Here is a 16,803-nt window from a genome sequence, read left to right as displayed (position 1 = left end):
GTTCTGGAGTCATCTCTCCACTTTGTGCGCTCTATCGAATCCCCTGATGGGGCGCGGATGGCGATCGGCGAGAATCCGCGCCGTACCTTGGAGACAGAACAATGGAGAAGAACTGGCTGAAGCACTATCCGGCGGGAGTGCCTGCCGAGATCGATGCGGACCTCTATCCCTCGCTCGTCGAGCTGATGGAAGCGGCGTTCAAGCAGTTCCCGGAACGCCCGGCGTACAAGATGCTGGGCAAGTCGATCAGCTTCGCGCAGATCGACGAAGCCTCGCGCGCGCTGGCCGCCTACCTGCAGGGGCTGGGCCTGGAAAAGGGCGATCGCGTCGCGATCATGATGCCCAACATGCCGCAGTACCCGGTCGCCGTCGCGGCCGTGCTGCGCGCGGGCTACGTCGTGGTCAACGTCAATCCGCTGTACACGCCGCGCGAGCTGGAGCACCAGCTCAAGGACGCCGGCGCGAAGGCGATCGTCATCGTCGAGAACTTCGCCGCCACGCTGCAGCAGGTGCTCGCGAACGTGCCGACCAAGCACATCGTGCTCGCCGCGATGGGCGACATGCTGGGCTTCGCCAAGGGCATGGTCGTCAACTACGTCGTGCGCAAGATCAAGAAGCTGGTGCCGGCCTTCGAGCTGCCGTCGGCGGTGCGCTTCAACGACGCCGTCTCCAAGGGCCGCGGCCAGACCTACAAGCGTCCGACCGTCGGCCCCAACGACATCGCGGTGCTGCAGTACACCGGCGGCACGACGGGCGTTTCCAAGGGCGCGGTGCTGCTGCATCGCAACCTGGTGGCCAACACGCTGCAGTGCGAGGCCTGGTACCAGCCCGCCCTGAAGAAGAAGCCCGCCGATGAGCAGCTGGTGAGCGTCTGCGCGCTGCCGCTGTATCACATCTTCGGTTTCACCACGAATCTGATGCTGTCGATGCGCGTCGGCGGCTGCAACGTGCTGATCCCCAACCCGCGCGACCTGCCGGCGGTGTTCAAGGAACTGAGCCACCACAAGATCCACAGCCTGCCGGCGGTCAACACGCTGTTCATGGCGATGGCCAACCATCCGCAGTTCAACACGGTGGACTGGAGCGGGCTGGTGATCTCGGTCGGCGGCGGCATGGCCGTGCAGCAGGCGACGGCCAAGCTGTGGCTGGAGAAGACCGGCTGCCCGATCGTCGAAGGCTACGGCCTGTCGGAGACCTCGCCGGTCGCGTGCTGCAACCCGACGGACAGCACGGCCTACACCGGTTCGATCGGTCTGCCGCTGTCCGGCACCGAGGTGACGCTGCTCGACGACGACGGCAACGAAGTCCCGGCCGGTACGAGTGGTGAGATCGCGATCCGCGGCCCGCAGGTGATGGCGGGCTACTGGCAGCGGCCCGACGAGACGGCCAAGGTCATGACGTCCGACGGCTACTTCCGCACCGGCGACATCGGCACGGTGGACGAGCGCGGCTTCTTCCGCATCGTCGACCGCAAGAAGGACATGATCCTGGTCAGCGGCTTCAACGTCTATCCGAACGAGATCGAGGACGTGCTGACCCAGATGCCGGGCGTGGCCGAGTGCGCCGCGGTCGGCGTGCCCGACGAGAAGGCCGGCGAGGCGGTGAAGGTCGTGATCGTGCGCCGCAACCCGGCGGTGACCGAAGCCGACGTGAAGGCCTTCTGCGAAGCCAACCTCACCGGCTACAAGCGCCCGCGGATCATCGAGTTCCGGACGGAACTGCCAAAGACGCCGGTTGGCAAGGTGCTGCGTCGTGAATTGCGCGACAAGAAGTAGCAGTCGGTAGCAGTTTTAGGGATTGCACTTGGGCGAAACCCGCCCTTGACGGCCTAAAGTTCGCCCTCCTGAGGAGGAGGCTAGGCCGTGCTCGAAGAACGCTACGAAAAGACAGAGGCCGGGAGGGCGGAGATCAAGACACGCGCGCTGGTGCAGGCCCGCGTGGCGCGCAACCTGTTGCTGGTGATCGACGCCAGCAAGTCCGGTGGCGACTGGGTAGGGGTGGTGCAAGGCGCCGCGCCTGCGGATCTCGAGCTGCTGGTGCAGCATCAACTCGTGAAGGTGACGGCCGGCGCGCCGTTGTCGCGGCCCATGGGCCCGGCGTCGATCGCGACGCCGATGGGCTCGGGCGCGCCGTCGTCGCGGATGAGCGGCGCTTCGGCGTCGCGGCCCGCACCGTCGCGGCTGGCCGGCGCACCGACCTCGTCGCTGCCGTTCCAGGAGCTCTACACCGCGCTGAGCACCTTCGCCAAGCAGCAGGGACTGCTGAAGGGTTACAAGATCGCGCTGGAGGTCGAGCAGTGCGCCGACATGAACCAGCTGCAGACGCTGGCGCTGGACATCATCGACCGTGTGCGTGCCGCCAAGGGCGACGCCGCAGCGCACGAGCTGCGTGCGACACTGGGGTTCAACTGAACCGGACCGCCTGACCTTCCTGGAGGCGGTCCTTCCATTGTTGGGAGCCCCTCCATGTCCACGTCCTACCGCGTCGCGGTGCTGGTCGGCAGCCTGCGCAAGGCGTCGTTCAACCGCAAGCTGGCCCTCGCGCTGGCCCATATCGCCCCCGCTGAACTGAAGCTCGAGATCGTCGAGATCGGCGCGCTGCCCTTCTACAACGAAGACGACGCGGCCACGCCGCCGGCGCCGTGGGTGGAATTCCGCAACGCGGTGAAGTCCGCGGACGCGGTGCTGTTCGTGAGCCCCGAATACAACCGCTCGATCCCCGGCGTGCTGAAGAACGCGCTGGACGTGGGATCGCGGCCTTACGGTCAGAGCGCCTTCGACGGCAAGCCTGCGGCGGTGATCACGCTCTCGCCGGGCGCGTTGGGCGGCTTCGGCGCCAACCATCACCTGCGCCAGGTGCTGGCCTGCCTGAACACGCCGCTGCTGCCGTCGCCGGAGGTCTACCTCGGCGGCGCGGCCGACATGTTCAAGGACGACGGCAGCTTCGCGAAGCCGGAGACGGAAGCCTTCCTGCGCAAGGTGCTGACGACTTTCGCCGCCTGGGTGGGCAAGCACAAGGGGTGAACGTTGGCGGCGAGGTTGTTTGTCGAGCAGCCGCTGGGTGCGGCGGGGCTCGAAGCTGAATTGGCGCTGCCCGCCGGGGCGGCGCGCCATGTCCAGGTCTTGCGCCTGCAGCCGGGGGACGAGGTCACGCTGTTCGATGGCAGCGGGGACGAGTGGACCGCGGCGGTCACGGCGATGGGACGCAGCGAGGTCCGCGTCGCGCTGAAGTCGCGTCAGGCGGTGGATCGCGAGCTCAAGCGCGCGGTGACACTGGCTGTCGTGATGCCGGCCAACGACCGGATGGACGGCATCGTCGAGAAGGCCTGCGAGCTCGGCGCGGTGGCGATCCAGCCGCTGATGAGCGAACGGTCGGTGCTGCGCCTCAACGGTGAGCGCGCGGACAAGAAGCGCGCGCACTGGCAAGGCGTCGCGATCGCGGCGGCCGAGCAGTGTGGTCGTTCGAAGCCTCTGCAGGTCGCGCCGGTGAAGACACTGGCGGCCTGGCTCGCCGAGCTTCCCGGCGATGCCGACGAGCAGCGATGGCTTCTGAGCCCGGTGGCCGCGCGACCGCTGTCGGCACTGACGTCGTCATCGACCGATGCGCAGCGCATCACGGTCCTCAGCGGCCCCGAAGGCGGACTCAGCGAGGCTGAAGAGCAGTCCGCCCGCTCACGCGGATTCAGCGCTGCGAAGCTCGGTCCCAGGATCCTGCGGGCCGACACTGCGCCGCTCGCAGTGCTCGGCTGGCTTGCGCTCAGCGAAGCCTAAAAGCAGGGCGACGCTCGATTCCGAGTTCGCAGTAGAGGCGCTCAAACGCCTCTTCCATTGGAATGTATTGGTCGCGCGGCGTTGCCAATCGGCGTTCGAGAAGCTCACAAAGCGCAGCTTGCTGCGCTTCGACCTTCGCGCGTATCTCTTGTCGATTTGAGTGGGTCATAGAAGTTCCAACAAGTCGATGTCCCGAGCGGAATGGAGAACACGGTGGACCGTCACGCGGTCCCTACGGATATCGAGCCGAAACAGGATCAGATAACGGCCATGTAGCCGCCGACGGACGTCTCCATGACCGATGAGTGGATGCGCATCTGGACTGTGAGATAGCGAGGCGATCTTGCGGCGCAATTCGAGAACGAAGGCATCGGCCCGTCGCTCGTCGTCCCTGGCGATGTACTCGTGAATATCGAGCAGATCCCTTTCAGCCTCCGCGAGGAGGTGAACGTGCATCAGGATCCTTCGGGACGCCTGCGAGTCTTTGCCAGCAGTTCGTCGAAGAACTCGTCGGCAGGGCGACCGAGGCCGTTCTCCGAGTCCTCGATGCCTTTGTCGAGCAAGGCCTTGAAGGCCTTCAAATGCTCCTGCTGCTGGAGGAGAAGGACGCCTTCCTTCAACACTTCCTGCCGGGATGAATACCGACCGCTGTCGATCAACTGCTGCACGTAGGCCTCCAATTCAGGTCCAAGTTCAGCTTGAATCATCTCGGTCATTCCCTCGAAAAGAAATCGCATCGACGGGGGAGGCGTTTCCCCACCAAGGGGGCCTACCTTAGTCGGAGTTATTCGTCGGAGTCAGTGTTCCCTGCGTTCTGCTTGCGGGCCGAGCCGGCGACGAGGTCGAACTTGAAGAGCCGGCATTCGATCGGGCCGTTCCACATGGGAATGCGGCGCGATTCCTTGAGTCGCATCTTGCTGGGCAGCTTCATTTCCGGGCAGAGCAGCCACGCGGTCCATCCCGCCGGATGCTGCGTGTACGCGCGCTTCCAATGCGCGGAGAGACGCGGGAAGAAGTCGTCGCCCGCATCGCGCTCTTCGGACAGCGCACCGCCGTCCATGCGCTGCGTGCCGGCCTTGCCGCGGACCTCGATCCGCTCGCCGTAGGGCGGGTTCAGCATCAGCGTGCCGGCCATGTCGTCCGGCAGCGCAGGGGCCGGGCGCTCCAGCGCGTCACCGCCGTTGAACTGGATGTACTGCGCCACGCCGGCACGCTCCGCATTGCGTCGCGCGAAGTCGACCATCCGGAACGACACGTCGCTGGCGAAGATCGGCACGGCCGACGGACGCTCCGCTGCGCGTGCCTCTTCCTTGATCGCGCGCCAGGCCGGCAGCAGCGATTGGAACGGCTTGAGCTTCTCGAAAGCGAAACGGCGCTGGATGCCCGGCGCGATGTTGCAGGCGATGGTGGCCGCTTCGACCGGGATCGTGCCCGAGCCGCAGCACGGATCGTGCAGCGCGCCGCCGGCCTCGGGCGTACCCTTCCAGCCCGCCGCGGCCAGCATCGCCGCCGCGAGTGTTTCCTTCAGCGGCGCATCGCCCTTGTCCTCGCGCCAGCCGCGCTTGAACAACGATTCGCCCGAGCTGTCGACGTAGACCGTCGCCAGGTCTTCGGTCAGGTGCAGCTGCAGCGGCAGATCCGGCCAGCGCGTGTCGACGCTGGGCCGCTCGCCGTGCGCGTCGCGCAGGATGTCGCAGACGGCGTCCTTCACCCGCAGCGTGGCGAAGTTCAGGCTGTGCAGCGGCGAACGCTGCGCCGTCGTATCGACGCGAAGCGTCTGCTGCGGCGTGATCCAGCGCGTCCAGTCGACGGTGCGCGCGATCGCGTAGATGTCGTCCTCGTGGCGGTACTCCTCGCGGGCGACCTCGATCAGCACGCGCTGCGTGAGCCGGCTGTGCAGGTTCAGGCGCATCACCGCCGCGAGCGTGCCGTACAGGCCGACGCCGCCGCGGAAGGCCTTCGGACCCTGCAGGCAATCCTCCGGGCCGAGGATGTCGCGCACCTCGGCCTCCAGCCAGTCTTCGACGCCGGCGGCGCAGGGCAGGAACAGGTGATAGGCGGAATCGGACATCGTGGGTGCGGCGTGAGTCGGGCGCCGCGGCGCCCGGGAGGATCAAGCTGCGGATTGTCCCACCGACGATCCCTACCGCGACTTGCGCAGATTCGCCGGCGCGAGCTTGAGCGCCTCGCGGTACTTTGCGACGGTGCGTCGCGCCACGGTGATGCCCTGCTCGCCGAGCATGGTCGACAACTGGCTGTCGGACAGGGGGCTCGTGGTGTCCTCCGCGGCGATGAACTGCTTGATCAACGCGCGCACCGCGGTGCTGGACGCGTTGCCGCCGGCCTCCGTCGACAAGCTGGACCCGAAGAAGTACTTCAGCTCGAAGGTCCCCCACGGCGTGGCCATGTACTTGGCGGTCGTGACGCGCGAGATCGTCGATTCATGCAGCCCCAGCTCGTCGGCGATCTCGCGCAGCACGAGCGGCTTCATCGCCAGCTCGCCGTGCGTGAAGAAACCGCGCTGGCGCTCCACGATCGCCTCGCTCACGCGCTGGATGGTGTCGAAGCGCTGCTGGATGTTCTTGATGAACCAGCGCGCCTCCTGCAACTGCCCGCCCAGCGGGGAGTTGCTGACGCCGCCGCGCGTCGCGCGCAGCGCCTGCGCATAGAGATCGTTGATCCGCAACTTCGGCAGCACATCCGGATTGATGGAGACGCGGAAGTTGCGTCCCGCCTTCTGCACGATCACGTCGGGGATGACGGGCCGGTTCTCGCTGCGCGCGTAGCGTCGTCCCGGCTTGGGCTCCAGCCCGGCGATCAGCGACTGCGCGTCGCGCAGCAGCTCCTCATCCGCGCCGGTCAGCGACATCAGCCGCCTCCAGTCGCGCTTGGCGAGCAGATCCAGATGCCGACGGCAGACGACCACCGCCAACGCCTGTTCTGGCGAGCGCGACAACAGCCGCAGCTGCAACTCCAGGCATTCACCCAGGTCGCGTGCGCCGACGCCCGCAGGCTCCATCGACTGCAGCCACTTGAGCGCGACCTTGAAGCGGTCGAGCAGTTCCTCGCGCTGTTCCAGATCGGCTTCTTCGCCGAGGATCGCGGCGACGATGTCCTCGAGCGGATCCTCGAGATACCCGTCCTCGTTGAGCGACTCGATCAGCGCGAGCAGCGCCGCACGATCGACCGCGCTCAGGTTCATGCCGGGGATCTGTCCGCGCAGCACATGCTGCAGGGACTCATCGGGCGCTTCGGTCTCGGGGCGCTCGTCGTCGTCCCCCGAGGACGACGACGCGCTGCCGGGCGTCTCACGGATGCCGTCGAAGTCGTCGCGCTCGGTGCCGTTCTCCCAGTCGTCGCGCTCGGTGGTGCCGAACTCCTCGGCGCGCATCTCGTCACCGGCCGGCGCGTCTCCCGCGGGCGCCTCCGACTCGGACTGCGCGACGCGCTCCTCGCGTTCCTCACGCTCGGTCATGCGCTCCTGCGTCGACGTGGGCACCGGCGCGTCGAATTCCTCGTCGGTCTCCAGCAGCGGGTTGCTCGCGAGCATCTGCTCCACTTCCTGGTGGAGCTCCAGCGTCGACAACTGCAGCAGACGGATGGACTGCTGCAGCTGAGGCGTCAGCGCAAGATGCTGGGACAGGCGTACCTGTAGCGTCGGCCTCATGTCGACTCCCGGCCCTTACATCTTGAAGTGTTCGCCGAGGTAGACCCTGCGCACGTCCTGATGCTCGACGATGTGCTGGGGCGTGCCTTCGGCGAGCACCGCCCCTTCGCTGATGATGTAGGCGCGGTCGCAGATGCCCAGCGTTTCGCGCACATTGTGGTCGGTGATGAGCACGCCGATGCCGCGCTGCTTCAGGAAGCGGATGATCCGCTGGATCTCCAGCACGGCGATCGGGTCGACGCCGGCGAAAGGCTCGTCCAGCAGGATGAAGCGCGGCTGCGTGGCCAGCGCGCGGGCGATCTCGACGCGGCGGCGCTCGCCGCCGGACAGCGCCGGGGCGGGCGTGTCGCGCAGCTTCTCGATCGACAATTCGTTGAGCAGCTTGTCCAGCTCCGCGTCGATGCGCGACGAGGGCCAGGACTTGCCCTTCTCGTCGAGCTGCAGCTCCAGCACGGCGCGGATGTTCTCCTCGACGTTGAGCTTGCGGAAGATGGACGCTTCCTGCGGCAGATAGCTCAGCCCCATGCGCGCACGCTGGTGGATGGGCAGGGTCTGCACGGGCTGGCCGTCGATCTGGATCTCGCCGGCATCGGCGCGCACCAGACCCACGATCATGTAGAAACTGGTCGTCTTGCCGGCGCCGTTCGGACCGAGCAGGCCGATCACCTCGCCGCTGTGCAGGTCGAGGTGGACGTCCTTGACCACCTTCCTGACGCCGTAAGACTTCTGCAGCCCCCAGGCCTGGAGGCGGCTCCGGGAGGGATTCGTGCGGGCTTCCGTCATTGCTGGGTGGACTGGCGAGGCGTCAGGTTGATGCTGGGGCGCAAGGGCAGCGGGGCGCTGCTGGCCGGCGGCGGTTCGTTCGCGGCGTTGCGCGGCATCAGGACGACACGGCCGCGGCCGCTGGGATGCGGAGAGCCGGCGCCGGTCTCGACGACCAGGCGCTCGGTGCGGTTGTCGTAGTTGAGCGTGGCGCCGGACAACGCCTGCTTCAACTGGTCACCCTGCATCACCCGCGCTTCGGCATTGCCGACCAGGCGGATGGTCTCGGTGCGGGTGTCATATTCGATCTGGTCGGCCCGACCCTCGATGCGCTCGCCCGGATTGTCACGGTCCTGGCGGAAGTGGACCTGCTTGGCCGACGTACCGTTGGCGTACGCCTGGTAGTAGCCGTCGCTGGTCTCCTGCACATCCATCCGATCAGCCCGCAGCTCCATCGAGCCCTTGGTCATGATGACGTTGCCGTTGAACTCGGAACGCTGCTTGACCTTGTCGATCGCACCTTCCCGGTCGAAGACCAGGTTCAAGGGCTTCGCATGGTCATCCTTGGCGGCCTGCGCCCATGGCGCGGCCAGGGCCAGCGCGAGGGCGGTCGACAACAGCAAAGGGCGGCGAAGCGACATGGGAGATCCTGACGGCACAAAACTTGCTGGCCATTCTAGCCATCGCTTGGGGCAGGAGCAGGACCTCGTCCCGCGTGAGCGAGGGGCCTAGTCTTCGCGCTTGTGGAAAGTTCGGTTTTGGTGCACCGGAAAGGGCCCCCAGTCGGGCGGCTCAGGCCACGCTCGCTGCGGACTCCTGTCCTTGGTATCCGCGCGGCACGGCCCCCAGCAGACGCTTCGTGTACTCCTGCTTCGGTGCCGCGAGCAGTGCGCGCGCATCCGCCTGCTCGACGACATCACCGTGCTGCATGACCAGCACCTCGTCGGAGATGAACTTCACCACCGCCAGATCATGGCTGATGAAGATGTAGCTCAGCCCGAATTCGTCCTGCAGGTCCTTCAACAGGTTGAGCACCTGGGCCTGGACGGAAACGTCCAGCGCCGAAACAGCCTCGTCCAGCACCAGCACCTCCGGCTGCAAGGTCAGGCAACGCGCGATCGCGATGCGCTGACGCTGACCGCCGGAAAACTCGTGCGGATACTTGTGCAACGCCGATTCGTCCAGACCGACCTTCTTCAGCAACGCACTGGCCGTGGCGAGACGCTCGTCATGGTTCTTGCCGATGCCGTGGATCTCCATCGGCTCCAGCAGGGTCTGCGCGATCGTGAAGCGCGGGTTCAGCGAGGCATACGGGTTCTGGAAGACGACCTGGATGCGGCGACGCATCTTCTGCCAGTCGGGGCCGTTCATCTTCAGCAGGTCCTGGCCCTCGAAGAGCACCTCGCCGCCGGTGGGTTCATGCAGACGCAGCAGCGTGAGGCCCATCGTCGTCTTGCCGGAACCGGATTCGCCCACCACGCCGAGCGTGTGGCCCTTGCGCAGCTGGAAGTCGACGCCCTTGACGGCCTTGAACTCGGTCTTGCTGAAGAGGCCCGACTTGAAGAAGAAGCTCTTCTTCAGGCCCTTGACCTCAAGGATCACCGGTGCGGCCGGGTCCTTGGCCTTGCCGGTGCGGTCGGAGACCAAGCGGCCGGCGATGTGGTCGTCGATGACCATCAGGCGTGCCGGGTTCTCGGTCAGCGAGGGCCGGCAGGCCAGCAGCGCCTTGGTGTAGGCGTCCTGCGGGTGGTGGAAGATGTCGGCCACCGGCGCCTTCTCGCGGATCTCGCCGTGGCGCATGACGACGACCTGGTCGGCGATCTCGCCCACCACGCCGAGGTCGTGCGAGATGAACAGCATGCTCATCTTGTGCGACTCCTTGAGGCGTGCGAGCAGTTCCATCACCTGGCGCTGGATGGTGACGTCGAGCGCGGTGGTGGGCTCGTCGGCGATCAGCAGCTTGGGGCTGCAGGCCAGCGCGACCGCGATCATCACGCGCTGCTGCTGGCCGCCGGACATCTCGTGCGGATAGCTCTTCAGGCGGCGCTTGGGATCGGGGATGCCGACCTCGTTGAGCAGTTCCTCGGCGCGGACCAGCGCCTGGCGCTTGCTCATGCCCAGGTGCTTGATCAGCGGCTCCATGATCTGGTCCGCGACCGGGAAGACCGGGTTCAGCGAACTCATCGGATCCTGGAACACGCAGGCGATCTCGCGCCCGCGCACGGACTGCAGTTCGCGCAGCGAGGTCTTCAGCAGGTCGCGGCCCTGGAACAGGATCGCGCCGGTGCGCTCGGCGTTGTCGGGCAGCAGGTTGAGGATGGACATGGCCGTCACGCTCTTGCCCGAGCCGGACTCGCCCACGAGGGCGACGGTGCCGTTCTCCGGGATGTCGAAGCTGACGCCCTTGACGGCCAGCTGGCGTTGCATGACGCCGTCGACCTTGCCCATGCGGAAGGCGACCTTCAGGTCTTGAATGCTCAACAGCATGGCGTTACTCCAGACCGCGCAGTTTGGGATCGAGCGCGTCGCGCAGCGCATCCGTGAAGAGGGCGAAGGCCGTGACGAACACCGCCATGAAACCGGTCACCGCGGCCAGCTGCCACCAGTAGCCGAGGATGAGCTCGCTCTGCGCCTCGGCCAGCATCGTGCCCCAGGAGACCTGGTCCACGCTGACGCCCAGACCCAGGTAGGACAGGATGACCTCGCTCTTGATGAAGCCGACGACGTGCAGCGAGAGCTGCACGAGGGCCACGTGCGAGACGTTGGGCAGGATGTGCTTGAACATGCGCGAGCTCTTGCTCGCGCCGATGGCCTCTGCGCTGCGGACGTATTCGCGCACGGAGTGCTTCATGAATTCGGCGCGCACCAGGCGGTAGATGCCGGTCCAGCCCGCCAGGCCCAGGATCATCACGACCGGCAGCACGCCGCGTCCGAAGACCACCGCGAAGGCGAAGATCAGCAGGATGTTGGGCATCGCCGTGAAGACGTTGTAGACCCACTCCAGGAAGTCGCCGACCTTGCCGCCGTAGAAGCCCGACAGCGCACCCAGCACGGTGCCGATGAGCGTGGCCACGAGCGCGGCCAGCACGCCGACCATGATGGAGATCTCAGCGCCCTTGATGGCCTTGGCGAGCACGTCGCGGCCCAGGCGGTCGCCGCCGAAGGGCAGCGTCTCGGCGCGCGGCGCCTCGTCGGTCTTGTACTGCTTGGCCTTCTCGGTCCACTCGGCGTACCTGGGCGCGAGCGGATCGATGTCGCTCAGGTCGACGTTCGGTCCCTTGGGCTGCACGATGGCGCCGGCGCTTTCCGCGGCCGCGGGGCCCACGAAGTTCGGCGGCGCGTTCGGCACGCCGGTTTCCTTCTGCCAGTCGCCGGCCACCAGGCCCAGGCCGGCCGCCACGACCAGCAGCAGCGACAAGGCGACGACGACCATCGCGAACATGCCGAGCTTGTCGGCCTTCAGACGACGCCAGGAGGCGTACCAGACGCCGCGCGAGCGTTGCGGCGTCACGGCCGCGGGTTGGTTGGACAGCACTGCGCTCATTTGAGGACCACCCGGGGGTCAACCAGCTTGTAGAGGAGGTCGGTGATCAGGTTGACCACCATGGTCAGGGCCGCGATGTAGATCGCGAAGGCCTGGATGACCGGATAGTCGTTGCGGTTGACCGCGAGCAGGATCTCGCGGCCCAGACCCGGGATGGAGAAGAAGACCTCCAGCAGGAAGGAGCCGACGAAAACGCCGGGCAGGGCCACGGAGATGTTGGTCATGATCGGGATCATCGCGTTGCGCAGCACGTGCTTGAGCAGGATGACCTTCTCGGTCAGGCCCTTGGCGCGCGCGGTGCGGACGTACTCATGGCCGATCTCGTCGAGGAAGAAGGTGCGGTACAGCCGCGTGTAGGGCGACAGCGCGACGGCCACCGCGACCAGCACCGGCAGCGGCGCGTAGGTCGTGAGGTTGGTCCACAGCGAGTCGCTCCAGCCCTGCACCGGGAACCAGCCCAGCCGGAACGCGAAGAAGTACTGCGCCACGATCACGTAGACCAGCAGCGAGATCGACACCGCGACCGTGGTGAGGATCATGACCGCGCGGTCGGTGAGGCTGCCGCGCATGTAGGCCACGGCCAGCGCGAACGGGATCGCAAGGATGACCTCGAGCACCAGGATGGGCAGCATCACGGTCAGCGTGGCCGGCATGCGCGTGGCGAAGAGGTTGGCCACGGACTCGTTGGTGGCCCAGCTCTTGCCCCAGTCGAAGGTGACGATCTGCTGCAGGAAGATCAGCAGCTGTTCCCACACCGGCTTGTTCAGCCCGAGCTGCTCGCGGATGGCCTCGATCTGGTCCTGGCTGGCGTTCAGGCCGCCCAGCACTTCGGCGGGATCGCCGCCGAACCATTTGAAGAGGAAGAACACCAGCAGCACGACGCCCAGCAGGGTGGGGATCATTTGCCACAGGCGCCTGATGAGATAGGCCGCCATACGCGCGGAACTCCAAGCAAGCGCCGCCGAGCCCGTCTTCGAACCCGGCGACCGATAAAGACAAACCCCGGACGCTTGTGACGGCCGGGGCCTGAGGGTCGAAAACCACGCGCGAGTCTACGTGAGCGCCTGCAGGCCCCGCACCGGCATTTGCCCTGAATCCATCGAAGAAAACTGATGATGGACCCTCGTCGAAGCAGGTGTGTTCATCCGCAATGCGCCCCTGCTCGCCCTCGCGTGGAAGCTCTCGGGGTTGTTGGCATGGCGGGCGCGGACATCGCCCACTAGACTGGCGCGCTTTCGAATTCAAGGACGGCATCCAGATGCGACGCGGCACGGCCGGGACACAATCCCAGGCGCTCTTACTTTCGGCATCCCTCGCGTCATCCCTGGCGATCCTGGCGGCCCTGACGGCGATCCCGTCGAGCGCGCAGGCCGCCGGCGATGCGCCCGTGAACACGGCCGCGACGGCCCCCGCCCCCAAGGTGCTGCGCTACGCGATCCGGGTCGCGGAGACCGGCTTCGATCCGGTGCAGGTCACGGACCTGTACTCGCGCAACATCACCGCGGCGATCTTCGACGCGCCGCTGCGCTATAGCTACCTGGGCCGTCCGTATCGCCTCGAGCCCAACATCACCGACGGCATGCCCGAGGTCTCCGACGACTTCAAGCGCTTCGTCTTCAAGATCAAGCCCGGCATCTACTTCAACGACGATCCGGCGTTCAAGGGCCGCAAGCGCGAGCTCGTCGCCGACGACCTTGTGTACACGGTCAAGCGCCATTACGACCCGCGCAACAAGAGCGGTCACCTGTATCGCCTCGAAGGCGCGAAGATCCTCGGCCTGTCCGAGGTGCGCGCCGAGGCGCTGAAGAACAAGACGCCGTTCGACTACGCGCGGCCGGTCGACGGCGTGCGCGCGCTGGATCGCTACACGGTCGAGATCCGCGTGGCCAACAGCGATCCGCGCTTCCTCATGCACTTCGCGGATCCGATGGTGGGCCTGATGGCGCGCGAGGTCGTCGAGTTCTACGGCGACCGCATCATGGAACACCCCGTTGGCACCGGCGCGTGGCGCCTGGCCGAATGGCGCCGCTCGTCGCGCATGGTGCTGGAGAAGAATCCCAACTTCCGCGACGTGCGTTATCACGAGGAAGTCGGCGCGGACCGTCCGCCCGCGCTGGTCGAGGCGGTCAAGCGCCTGCAGGGCCGCAAGCTGCCGATGGTCGACCGCGTCGAGATCTCGGTGATCGAGGAAAGCCAGCCGCGCTGGCTCGCGTTCCTGCGCAAGGAATTCGACTTCATGGACGAGCTGCCGGAAGACTTCGCGCCGGTGGCGATTCCGCAGAACAAGCTCGCGCCCAACCTGGCCAAGGACGGCATGCGGGCGGTCCGCTACGAGCGCGCCGACATCTCGGCCTCCTACTTCAACATGGAGGATCCGGTCGTCGGCGGCTACACGCCGGAGAAGATCGCGCTGCGTCGCGCGATTGCGCTGGGCGTCGACGTCGAACGCCAGGTGCGCCTGCCCCGCAAGGGCCAGGCGATCCCCGCGCAGGGGATCATCTCGCCGGGCGTCACCGGCTACGACAAGTCCTTCAAGACCGAGATGAGCCAGTACGACCCGGCGCGCGCGAAGGCGCTGCTGGACCTGTACGGCTATGTCGACAAGGACGGCGACGGCTGGCGCGACCTGCCCGACGGCAGCCCGCTGGTGCTCGAGTACGCGACGCAGCCCGACGGCCGCAACCGGCAGCTGGTCGAGCTCTGGCAGAAGGACATGGACGCGCTGAAGGTCCGCATCAAGTTCAAGATCGCCAAGTGGCCGGAGAACCTGAAGGCCGCCAACGCCGGCAAGCTCCAGATGTGGGGCATGGGCTGGAGCGCCGACAGTCCCGACGGCGAGAACTTCCTCGGCCTGGCCTACGGCGGCAGCAAGGGCCAGTCGAACAAGGCCCGCTTCGACCTGCCCGAATTCAACGCGCTGTTCCGCAAGCAGCACTCGATGGCCGACGGCCCCGAACGCGTCGCGGTCATGCAGGACGCGCAGCGGCTGCTGACGGCCTACATGCCCTACAAGGTCGAGGTGCATCGCATCTACACCGACATCACCCAGCCCTGGGTGATCGGCTACGACAAGAACCTCTACCAGCGCGACTTCTATACGTTCGTCGACATCGACCCGGATGCGTTGGCCAAGGCTCACGCGAAGAAGCACTGACGCCACGCCGCCGCCCATGACGATGCTCCGCGCCCGACGCTTTCCTTCGATCCTGCGCGGGGCCCTCCTCGCGTCCGCGCTGGCGCTCGCCGGCCTGAATGCCGGACACGCGGCGGACGGCGCGAGCGCGAGCGCACCCGCCGCGTCGTCCGCTTCGACGCCCAAGGTCCTGCGCTACGCCTTCCGCGTCGCGGAGACGGGCTTCGATCCCGCGAAGATCACCGACATCTACTCGCGGTCGATCACGCCCCACGTGTTCGAAGGGCTCTACACCTACGACCAGCTGGCGCGTCCCGCGCGCATGAAGCCGCTGACCGCGGCGGCGATGCCGGAGACCTCCGACGACTTCAAGGTCTGGACGGTGAAGCTGCGTCCGGGCATCCGCTTCGCCGACGATCCCGCGTTCAAGGGCAAGCCGCGCGAGCTGAGCGCCGAGGACTACGTCTACGCGATCAAGCGCTTCGCCGATCCGGCCATCGCGTCGCCGGCCTGGAGCGAGGTCGAGGAACTCGAGCTGGTCGGCCTGAACGAGTATCACCAGCAGGTCCGCAAGTCCGGCAAGCCCTTCGACTACGACAAGCCCATCGAGGGCCTGCGCGCGCTGGACCGCTACACGCTGCAGTTCAAGTCGAAGGAGACGCGGCCGCGCCTGATGGAGGTCTTCGCGCAGGGCGACCTGTACGGCGCCGTCGCGCGCGAGGTGATCGAGGCCTATCCGGGCGATTCCATGGCGCATCCGGTGGGCACGGGGCCGTTCGTGCTCAAGCAGTGGCGTCGCAGCTCGCTGATCGTGCTGGAACGCAACCCGCTCTACCGCGAGCGCTTCTACGACCAGGAAGTGGATCCCGCGCCCGACGACGCCGAAGGCCAGGCGCTCAAGGCGCGCTTCAAGGGCCGGCGGCTGCCGATGGTGGACCGCATCGAGGTGAGCATCATCCAGGAGAACCAGCCCCGCTGGCTGTCCTTCCTGAACGGCGAGTACGACTTCATCGAGCGCACGCCCGAGGACTTCATCAACCAGGCGATGCCCAACGGCAAGATCGCGCCCAACCTGGAGAAGCAGGGCAAGCACGCGTACCGGACCGTGGCGTCGGACGTGCTGTTCACCGTGTTCAACATGGAGGATCCCGTCGTCGGCGGCTACACACCGGAGAAGATCGCGCTGCGGCGCGCGATCGCGCTGGCCATCGACACGCAGCGCGAGCTGACGCTGGTGCGCCGCGGTCAGGCGATGCTGGCGCAGTCGCTGTACATGCCGGGCACGACCGGCTACGACCCGGCCTTCAAGAGCGACATGAGCACCTTCGATCCGGCGCGCGCGAAGGCGCTGCTGGACCTCTACGGCTACGTCGACAAGGACGGCGACGGCTGGCGCGACAAGCCCGACGGCAGCCCGCTGCTGCTGGAGAGCCTGACCACGCCCGACCAGTTCCAGCGCCAGATCGACGAGATCGTCCAGAAGAACCTGAACGCGATCGGCCTGCGCATCGCCTTCAAGACGGCGCAATGGCCGGAGAACCTCAAGTCGCTGCGCGCCGGCAAGTACCAGATCTGGTCGCTGGGGACGTCGGCGTCCAAGCCCGATGGGCAGGACTCGCTGGCGCGCATGTACAGCGGCCAGATCGGTGCGCAGAACTACGCGCGATTCCGGCTGCCGGCCGTCGACAAGCTCTACGACGAAGCCTCGCACCTGCCCGACGGGCCGGAGCGCATGAAGGTCTTCGACGAGACCAAGCGCTACGCGACGGCCTACATGCCCTACAAGTACCGCGGCCACCGCTTCATCACCGACATCGCCCAGCCGCAGCTGATCGGCTACCGTCGTCCTCAGTTCTGGCTGAACTGGTGGGAGTACGTGGACATCGATCCCGACGCCGCCGCGAAGTTCAAGCACTAGGTCCCACAC

Annotated in this window: 15 protein-coding genes; 6 read left to right on the top strand and 9 right to left on the bottom strand. The window is 66.7% G+C overall.

Translation table 11 applies throughout. The features are described from left to right. Positions 1-101: 101 nt before the first annotated feature. The 4 genes from PV762_RS20970 (at position 102) to PV762_RS20955 (ending at position 3,770) form a co-directional block, all read left to right on the top strand. Positions 102-1,775: a long-chain-fatty-acid--CoA ligase gene (locus tag PV762_RS20970; RefSeq protein WP_421036939.1), complete on the top strand. Its 1,674-nt coding sequence runs from the start codon at positions 102-104 to the stop codon at positions 1,773-1,775. 87 nt (positions 1,776-1,862) lie between these two features. Further along, positions 1,863-2,411, top strand: coding sequence for a hypothetical protein (locus PV762_RS20965; RefSeq protein WP_421036938.1), 549 nt, complete (start codon positions 1,863-1,865; stop codon positions 2,409-2,411). A 54-nt stretch (positions 2,412-2,465) separates the two neighbouring features. Further along, positions 2,466-3,023 carry an NADPH-dependent FMN reductase gene (locus PV762_RS20960; protein ID WP_421036937.1) on the top strand — a complete coding sequence of 186 codons (558 nt, stop codon included), beginning with the start codon at positions 2,466-2,468 and terminating at the stop codon, positions 3,021-3,023. Positions 3,024-3,038: 15 nt separating this feature from the next. Then, positions 3,039-3,770: a 16S rRNA (uracil(1498)-N(3))-methyltransferase gene (locus PV762_RS20955; protein ID WP_421036936.1), complete on the top strand. Its 732-nt coding sequence runs from the start codon at positions 3,039-3,041 to the stop codon at positions 3,768-3,770. 165 nt (positions 3,771-3,935) lie between these two features. On the opposite strand, the gene PV762_RS20950 is transcribed toward PV762_RS20955, so the two are convergent. The 9 genes from PV762_RS20950 to PV762_RS20910 form a co-directional block, all read right to left on the bottom strand. Continuing rightward, positions 3,936-4,226 carry a type II toxin-antitoxin system RelE/ParE family toxin gene (locus PV762_RS20950; RefSeq protein ID WP_421036935.1) on the bottom strand — a complete coding sequence of 97 codons (291 nt, stop codon included), beginning with the start codon at positions 4,224-4,226 and terminating at the stop codon, positions 3,936-3,938. Continuing rightward, complete coding sequence (locus tag PV762_RS20945) at positions 4,226-4,486, bottom strand: type II toxin-antitoxin system ParD family antitoxin (protein WP_421036934.1); 261 nt, start codon at positions 4,484-4,486, stop codon at positions 4,226-4,228. Before PV762_RS20945 ends, PV762_RS20950 begins: the two co-directional genes overlap by 1 nt. A gap of 68 nt (positions 4,487-4,554) precedes the next feature. Next, a complete protein-coding gene (locus PV762_RS20940; protein WP_421036933.1) occupies positions 4,555-5,841 on the bottom strand; it encodes a THUMP domain-containing class I SAM-dependent RNA methyltransferase in 1,287 nt (428 codons plus the stop codon). A 72-nt stretch (positions 5,842-5,913) separates the two neighbouring features. Beyond that, the gene (locus PV762_RS20935; protein WP_421036932.1) at positions 5,914-7,437 is read right to left on the bottom strand and encodes an RNA polymerase factor sigma-54; all 1,524 of its coding nucleotides are present in this window, start codon (positions 7,435-7,437) and stop codon (positions 5,914-5,916) included. A 15-nt stretch (positions 7,438-7,452) separates the two neighbouring features. Beyond that, positions 7,453-8,220: an LPS export ABC transporter ATP-binding protein gene (gene lptB, locus PV762_RS20930; protein WP_297532899.1), complete on the bottom strand. Its 768-nt coding sequence runs from the start codon at positions 8,218-8,220 to the stop codon at positions 7,453-7,455. After that, positions 8,217-8,840: a lipopolysaccharide transport periplasmic protein LptA gene (gene lptA, locus PV762_RS20925; RefSeq protein ID WP_421036931.1), complete on the bottom strand. Its 624-nt coding sequence runs from the start codon at positions 8,838-8,840 to the stop codon at positions 8,217-8,219. Before lptA ends, lptB begins: the two co-directional genes overlap by 4 nt. A gap of 151 nt (positions 8,841-8,991) precedes the next feature. Next, positions 8,992-10,686 (bottom strand): ABC transporter ATP-binding protein, encoded by a 1,695-nt coding sequence (locus tag PV762_RS20920; protein WP_421036930.1) that lies wholly within the window; start codon positions 10,684-10,686, stop codon positions 8,992-8,994. A gap of 4 nt (positions 10,687-10,690) precedes the next feature. Beyond that, positions 10,691-11,743: an ABC transporter permease gene (locus PV762_RS20915; RefSeq protein ID WP_421036929.1), complete on the bottom strand. Its 1,053-nt coding sequence runs from the start codon at positions 11,741-11,743 to the stop codon at positions 10,691-10,693. Further along, the gene (locus PV762_RS20910) at positions 11,740-12,678 is read right to left on the bottom strand and encodes an ABC transporter permease (protein ID WP_421036928.1); all 939 of its coding nucleotides are present in this window, start codon (positions 12,676-12,678) and stop codon (positions 11,740-11,742) included. Before PV762_RS20910 ends, PV762_RS20915 begins: the two co-directional genes overlap by 4 nt. Before the next feature lie 323 nt (positions 12,679-13,001). On the opposite strand from PV762_RS20910, the gene PV762_RS20905 reads away from it, so the two are divergent. Then, the gene (locus tag PV762_RS20905) at positions 13,002-14,897 is read left to right on the top strand and encodes an ABC transporter substrate-binding protein (protein WP_421036927.1); all 1,896 of its coding nucleotides are present in this window, start codon (positions 13,002-13,004) and stop codon (positions 14,895-14,897) included. Positions 14,898-14,913: 16 nt separating this feature from the next. Beyond that, positions 14,914-16,794: an ABC transporter substrate-binding protein gene (locus PV762_RS20900; RefSeq protein WP_421036926.1), complete on the top strand. Its 1,881-nt coding sequence runs from the start codon at positions 14,914-14,916 to the stop codon at positions 16,792-16,794. Positions 16,795-16,803: the final 9 nt, after the last annotated feature.

The organism is Mitsuaria sp. CC2 (assembly GCF_048957715.1).
Taxonomy (GTDB): domain Bacteria; phylum Pseudomonadota; class Gammaproteobacteria; order Burkholderiales; family Burkholderiaceae_C; genus Roseateles.
Note: the sequence above shows the minus strand (reverse complement) of the source record. Positions and strands in the feature narration are given on the sequence as shown.

Excerpts from the sequence above, each read along its gene's own strand:
- PV762_RS20970 (WP_421036939.1), top strand. The coding sequence starts at position 102 with ATGGAGAAGAACTGGCTGAAGCACTATCCGGCGGGAGTGCCTGCCGAG.
- PV762_RS20960 (WP_421036937.1), top strand. The coding sequence starts at position 2,466 with ATGTCCACGTCCTACCGCGTCGCGGTGCTGGTCGGCAGCCTGCGCAAG.
- PV762_RS20950 (WP_421036935.1), bottom strand. The coding sequence starts at position 4,226 with ATGCACGTTCACCTCCTCGCGGAGGCTGAAAGGGATCTGCTCGATATT.
- PV762_RS20945 (WP_421036934.1), bottom strand. The coding sequence starts at position 4,486 with ATGACCGAGATGATTCAAGCTGAACTTGGACCTGAATTGGAGGCCTAC.
- PV762_RS20940 (WP_421036933.1), bottom strand. The coding sequence starts at position 5,841 with ATGTCCGATTCCGCCTATCACCTGTTCCTGCCCTGCGCCGCCGGCGTC.
- PV762_RS20935 (WP_421036932.1), bottom strand. The coding sequence starts at position 7,437 with ATGAGGCCGACGCTACAGGTACGCCTGTCCCAGCATCTTGCGCTGACG.
- lptB (WP_297532899.1), bottom strand. The coding sequence starts at position 8,220 with ATGACGGAAGCCCGCACGAATCCCTCCCGGAGCCGCCTCCAGGCCTGG.
- lptA (WP_421036931.1), bottom strand. The coding sequence starts at position 8,840 with ATGTCGCTTCGCCGCCCTTTGCTGTTGTCGACCGCCCTCGCGCTGGCC.
- PV762_RS20920 (WP_421036930.1), bottom strand. The coding sequence starts at position 10,686 with ATGCTGTTGAGCATTCAAGACCTGAAGGTCGCCTTCCGCATGGGCAAG.
- PV762_RS20915 (WP_421036929.1), bottom strand. The coding sequence starts at position 11,743 with ATGAGCGCAGTGCTGTCCAACCAACCCGCGGCCGTGACGCCGCAACGC.
- PV762_RS20910 (WP_421036928.1), bottom strand. The coding sequence starts at position 12,678 with ATGGCGGCCTATCTCATCAGGCGCCTGTGGCAAATGATCCCCACCCTG.
- PV762_RS20905 (WP_421036927.1), top strand. The coding sequence starts at position 13,002 with ATGCGACGCGGCACGGCCGGGACACAATCCCAGGCGCTCTTACTTTCG.
- PV762_RS20900 (WP_421036926.1), top strand. The coding sequence starts at position 14,914 with ATGACGATGCTCCGCGCCCGACGCTTTCCTTCGATCCTGCGCGGGGCC.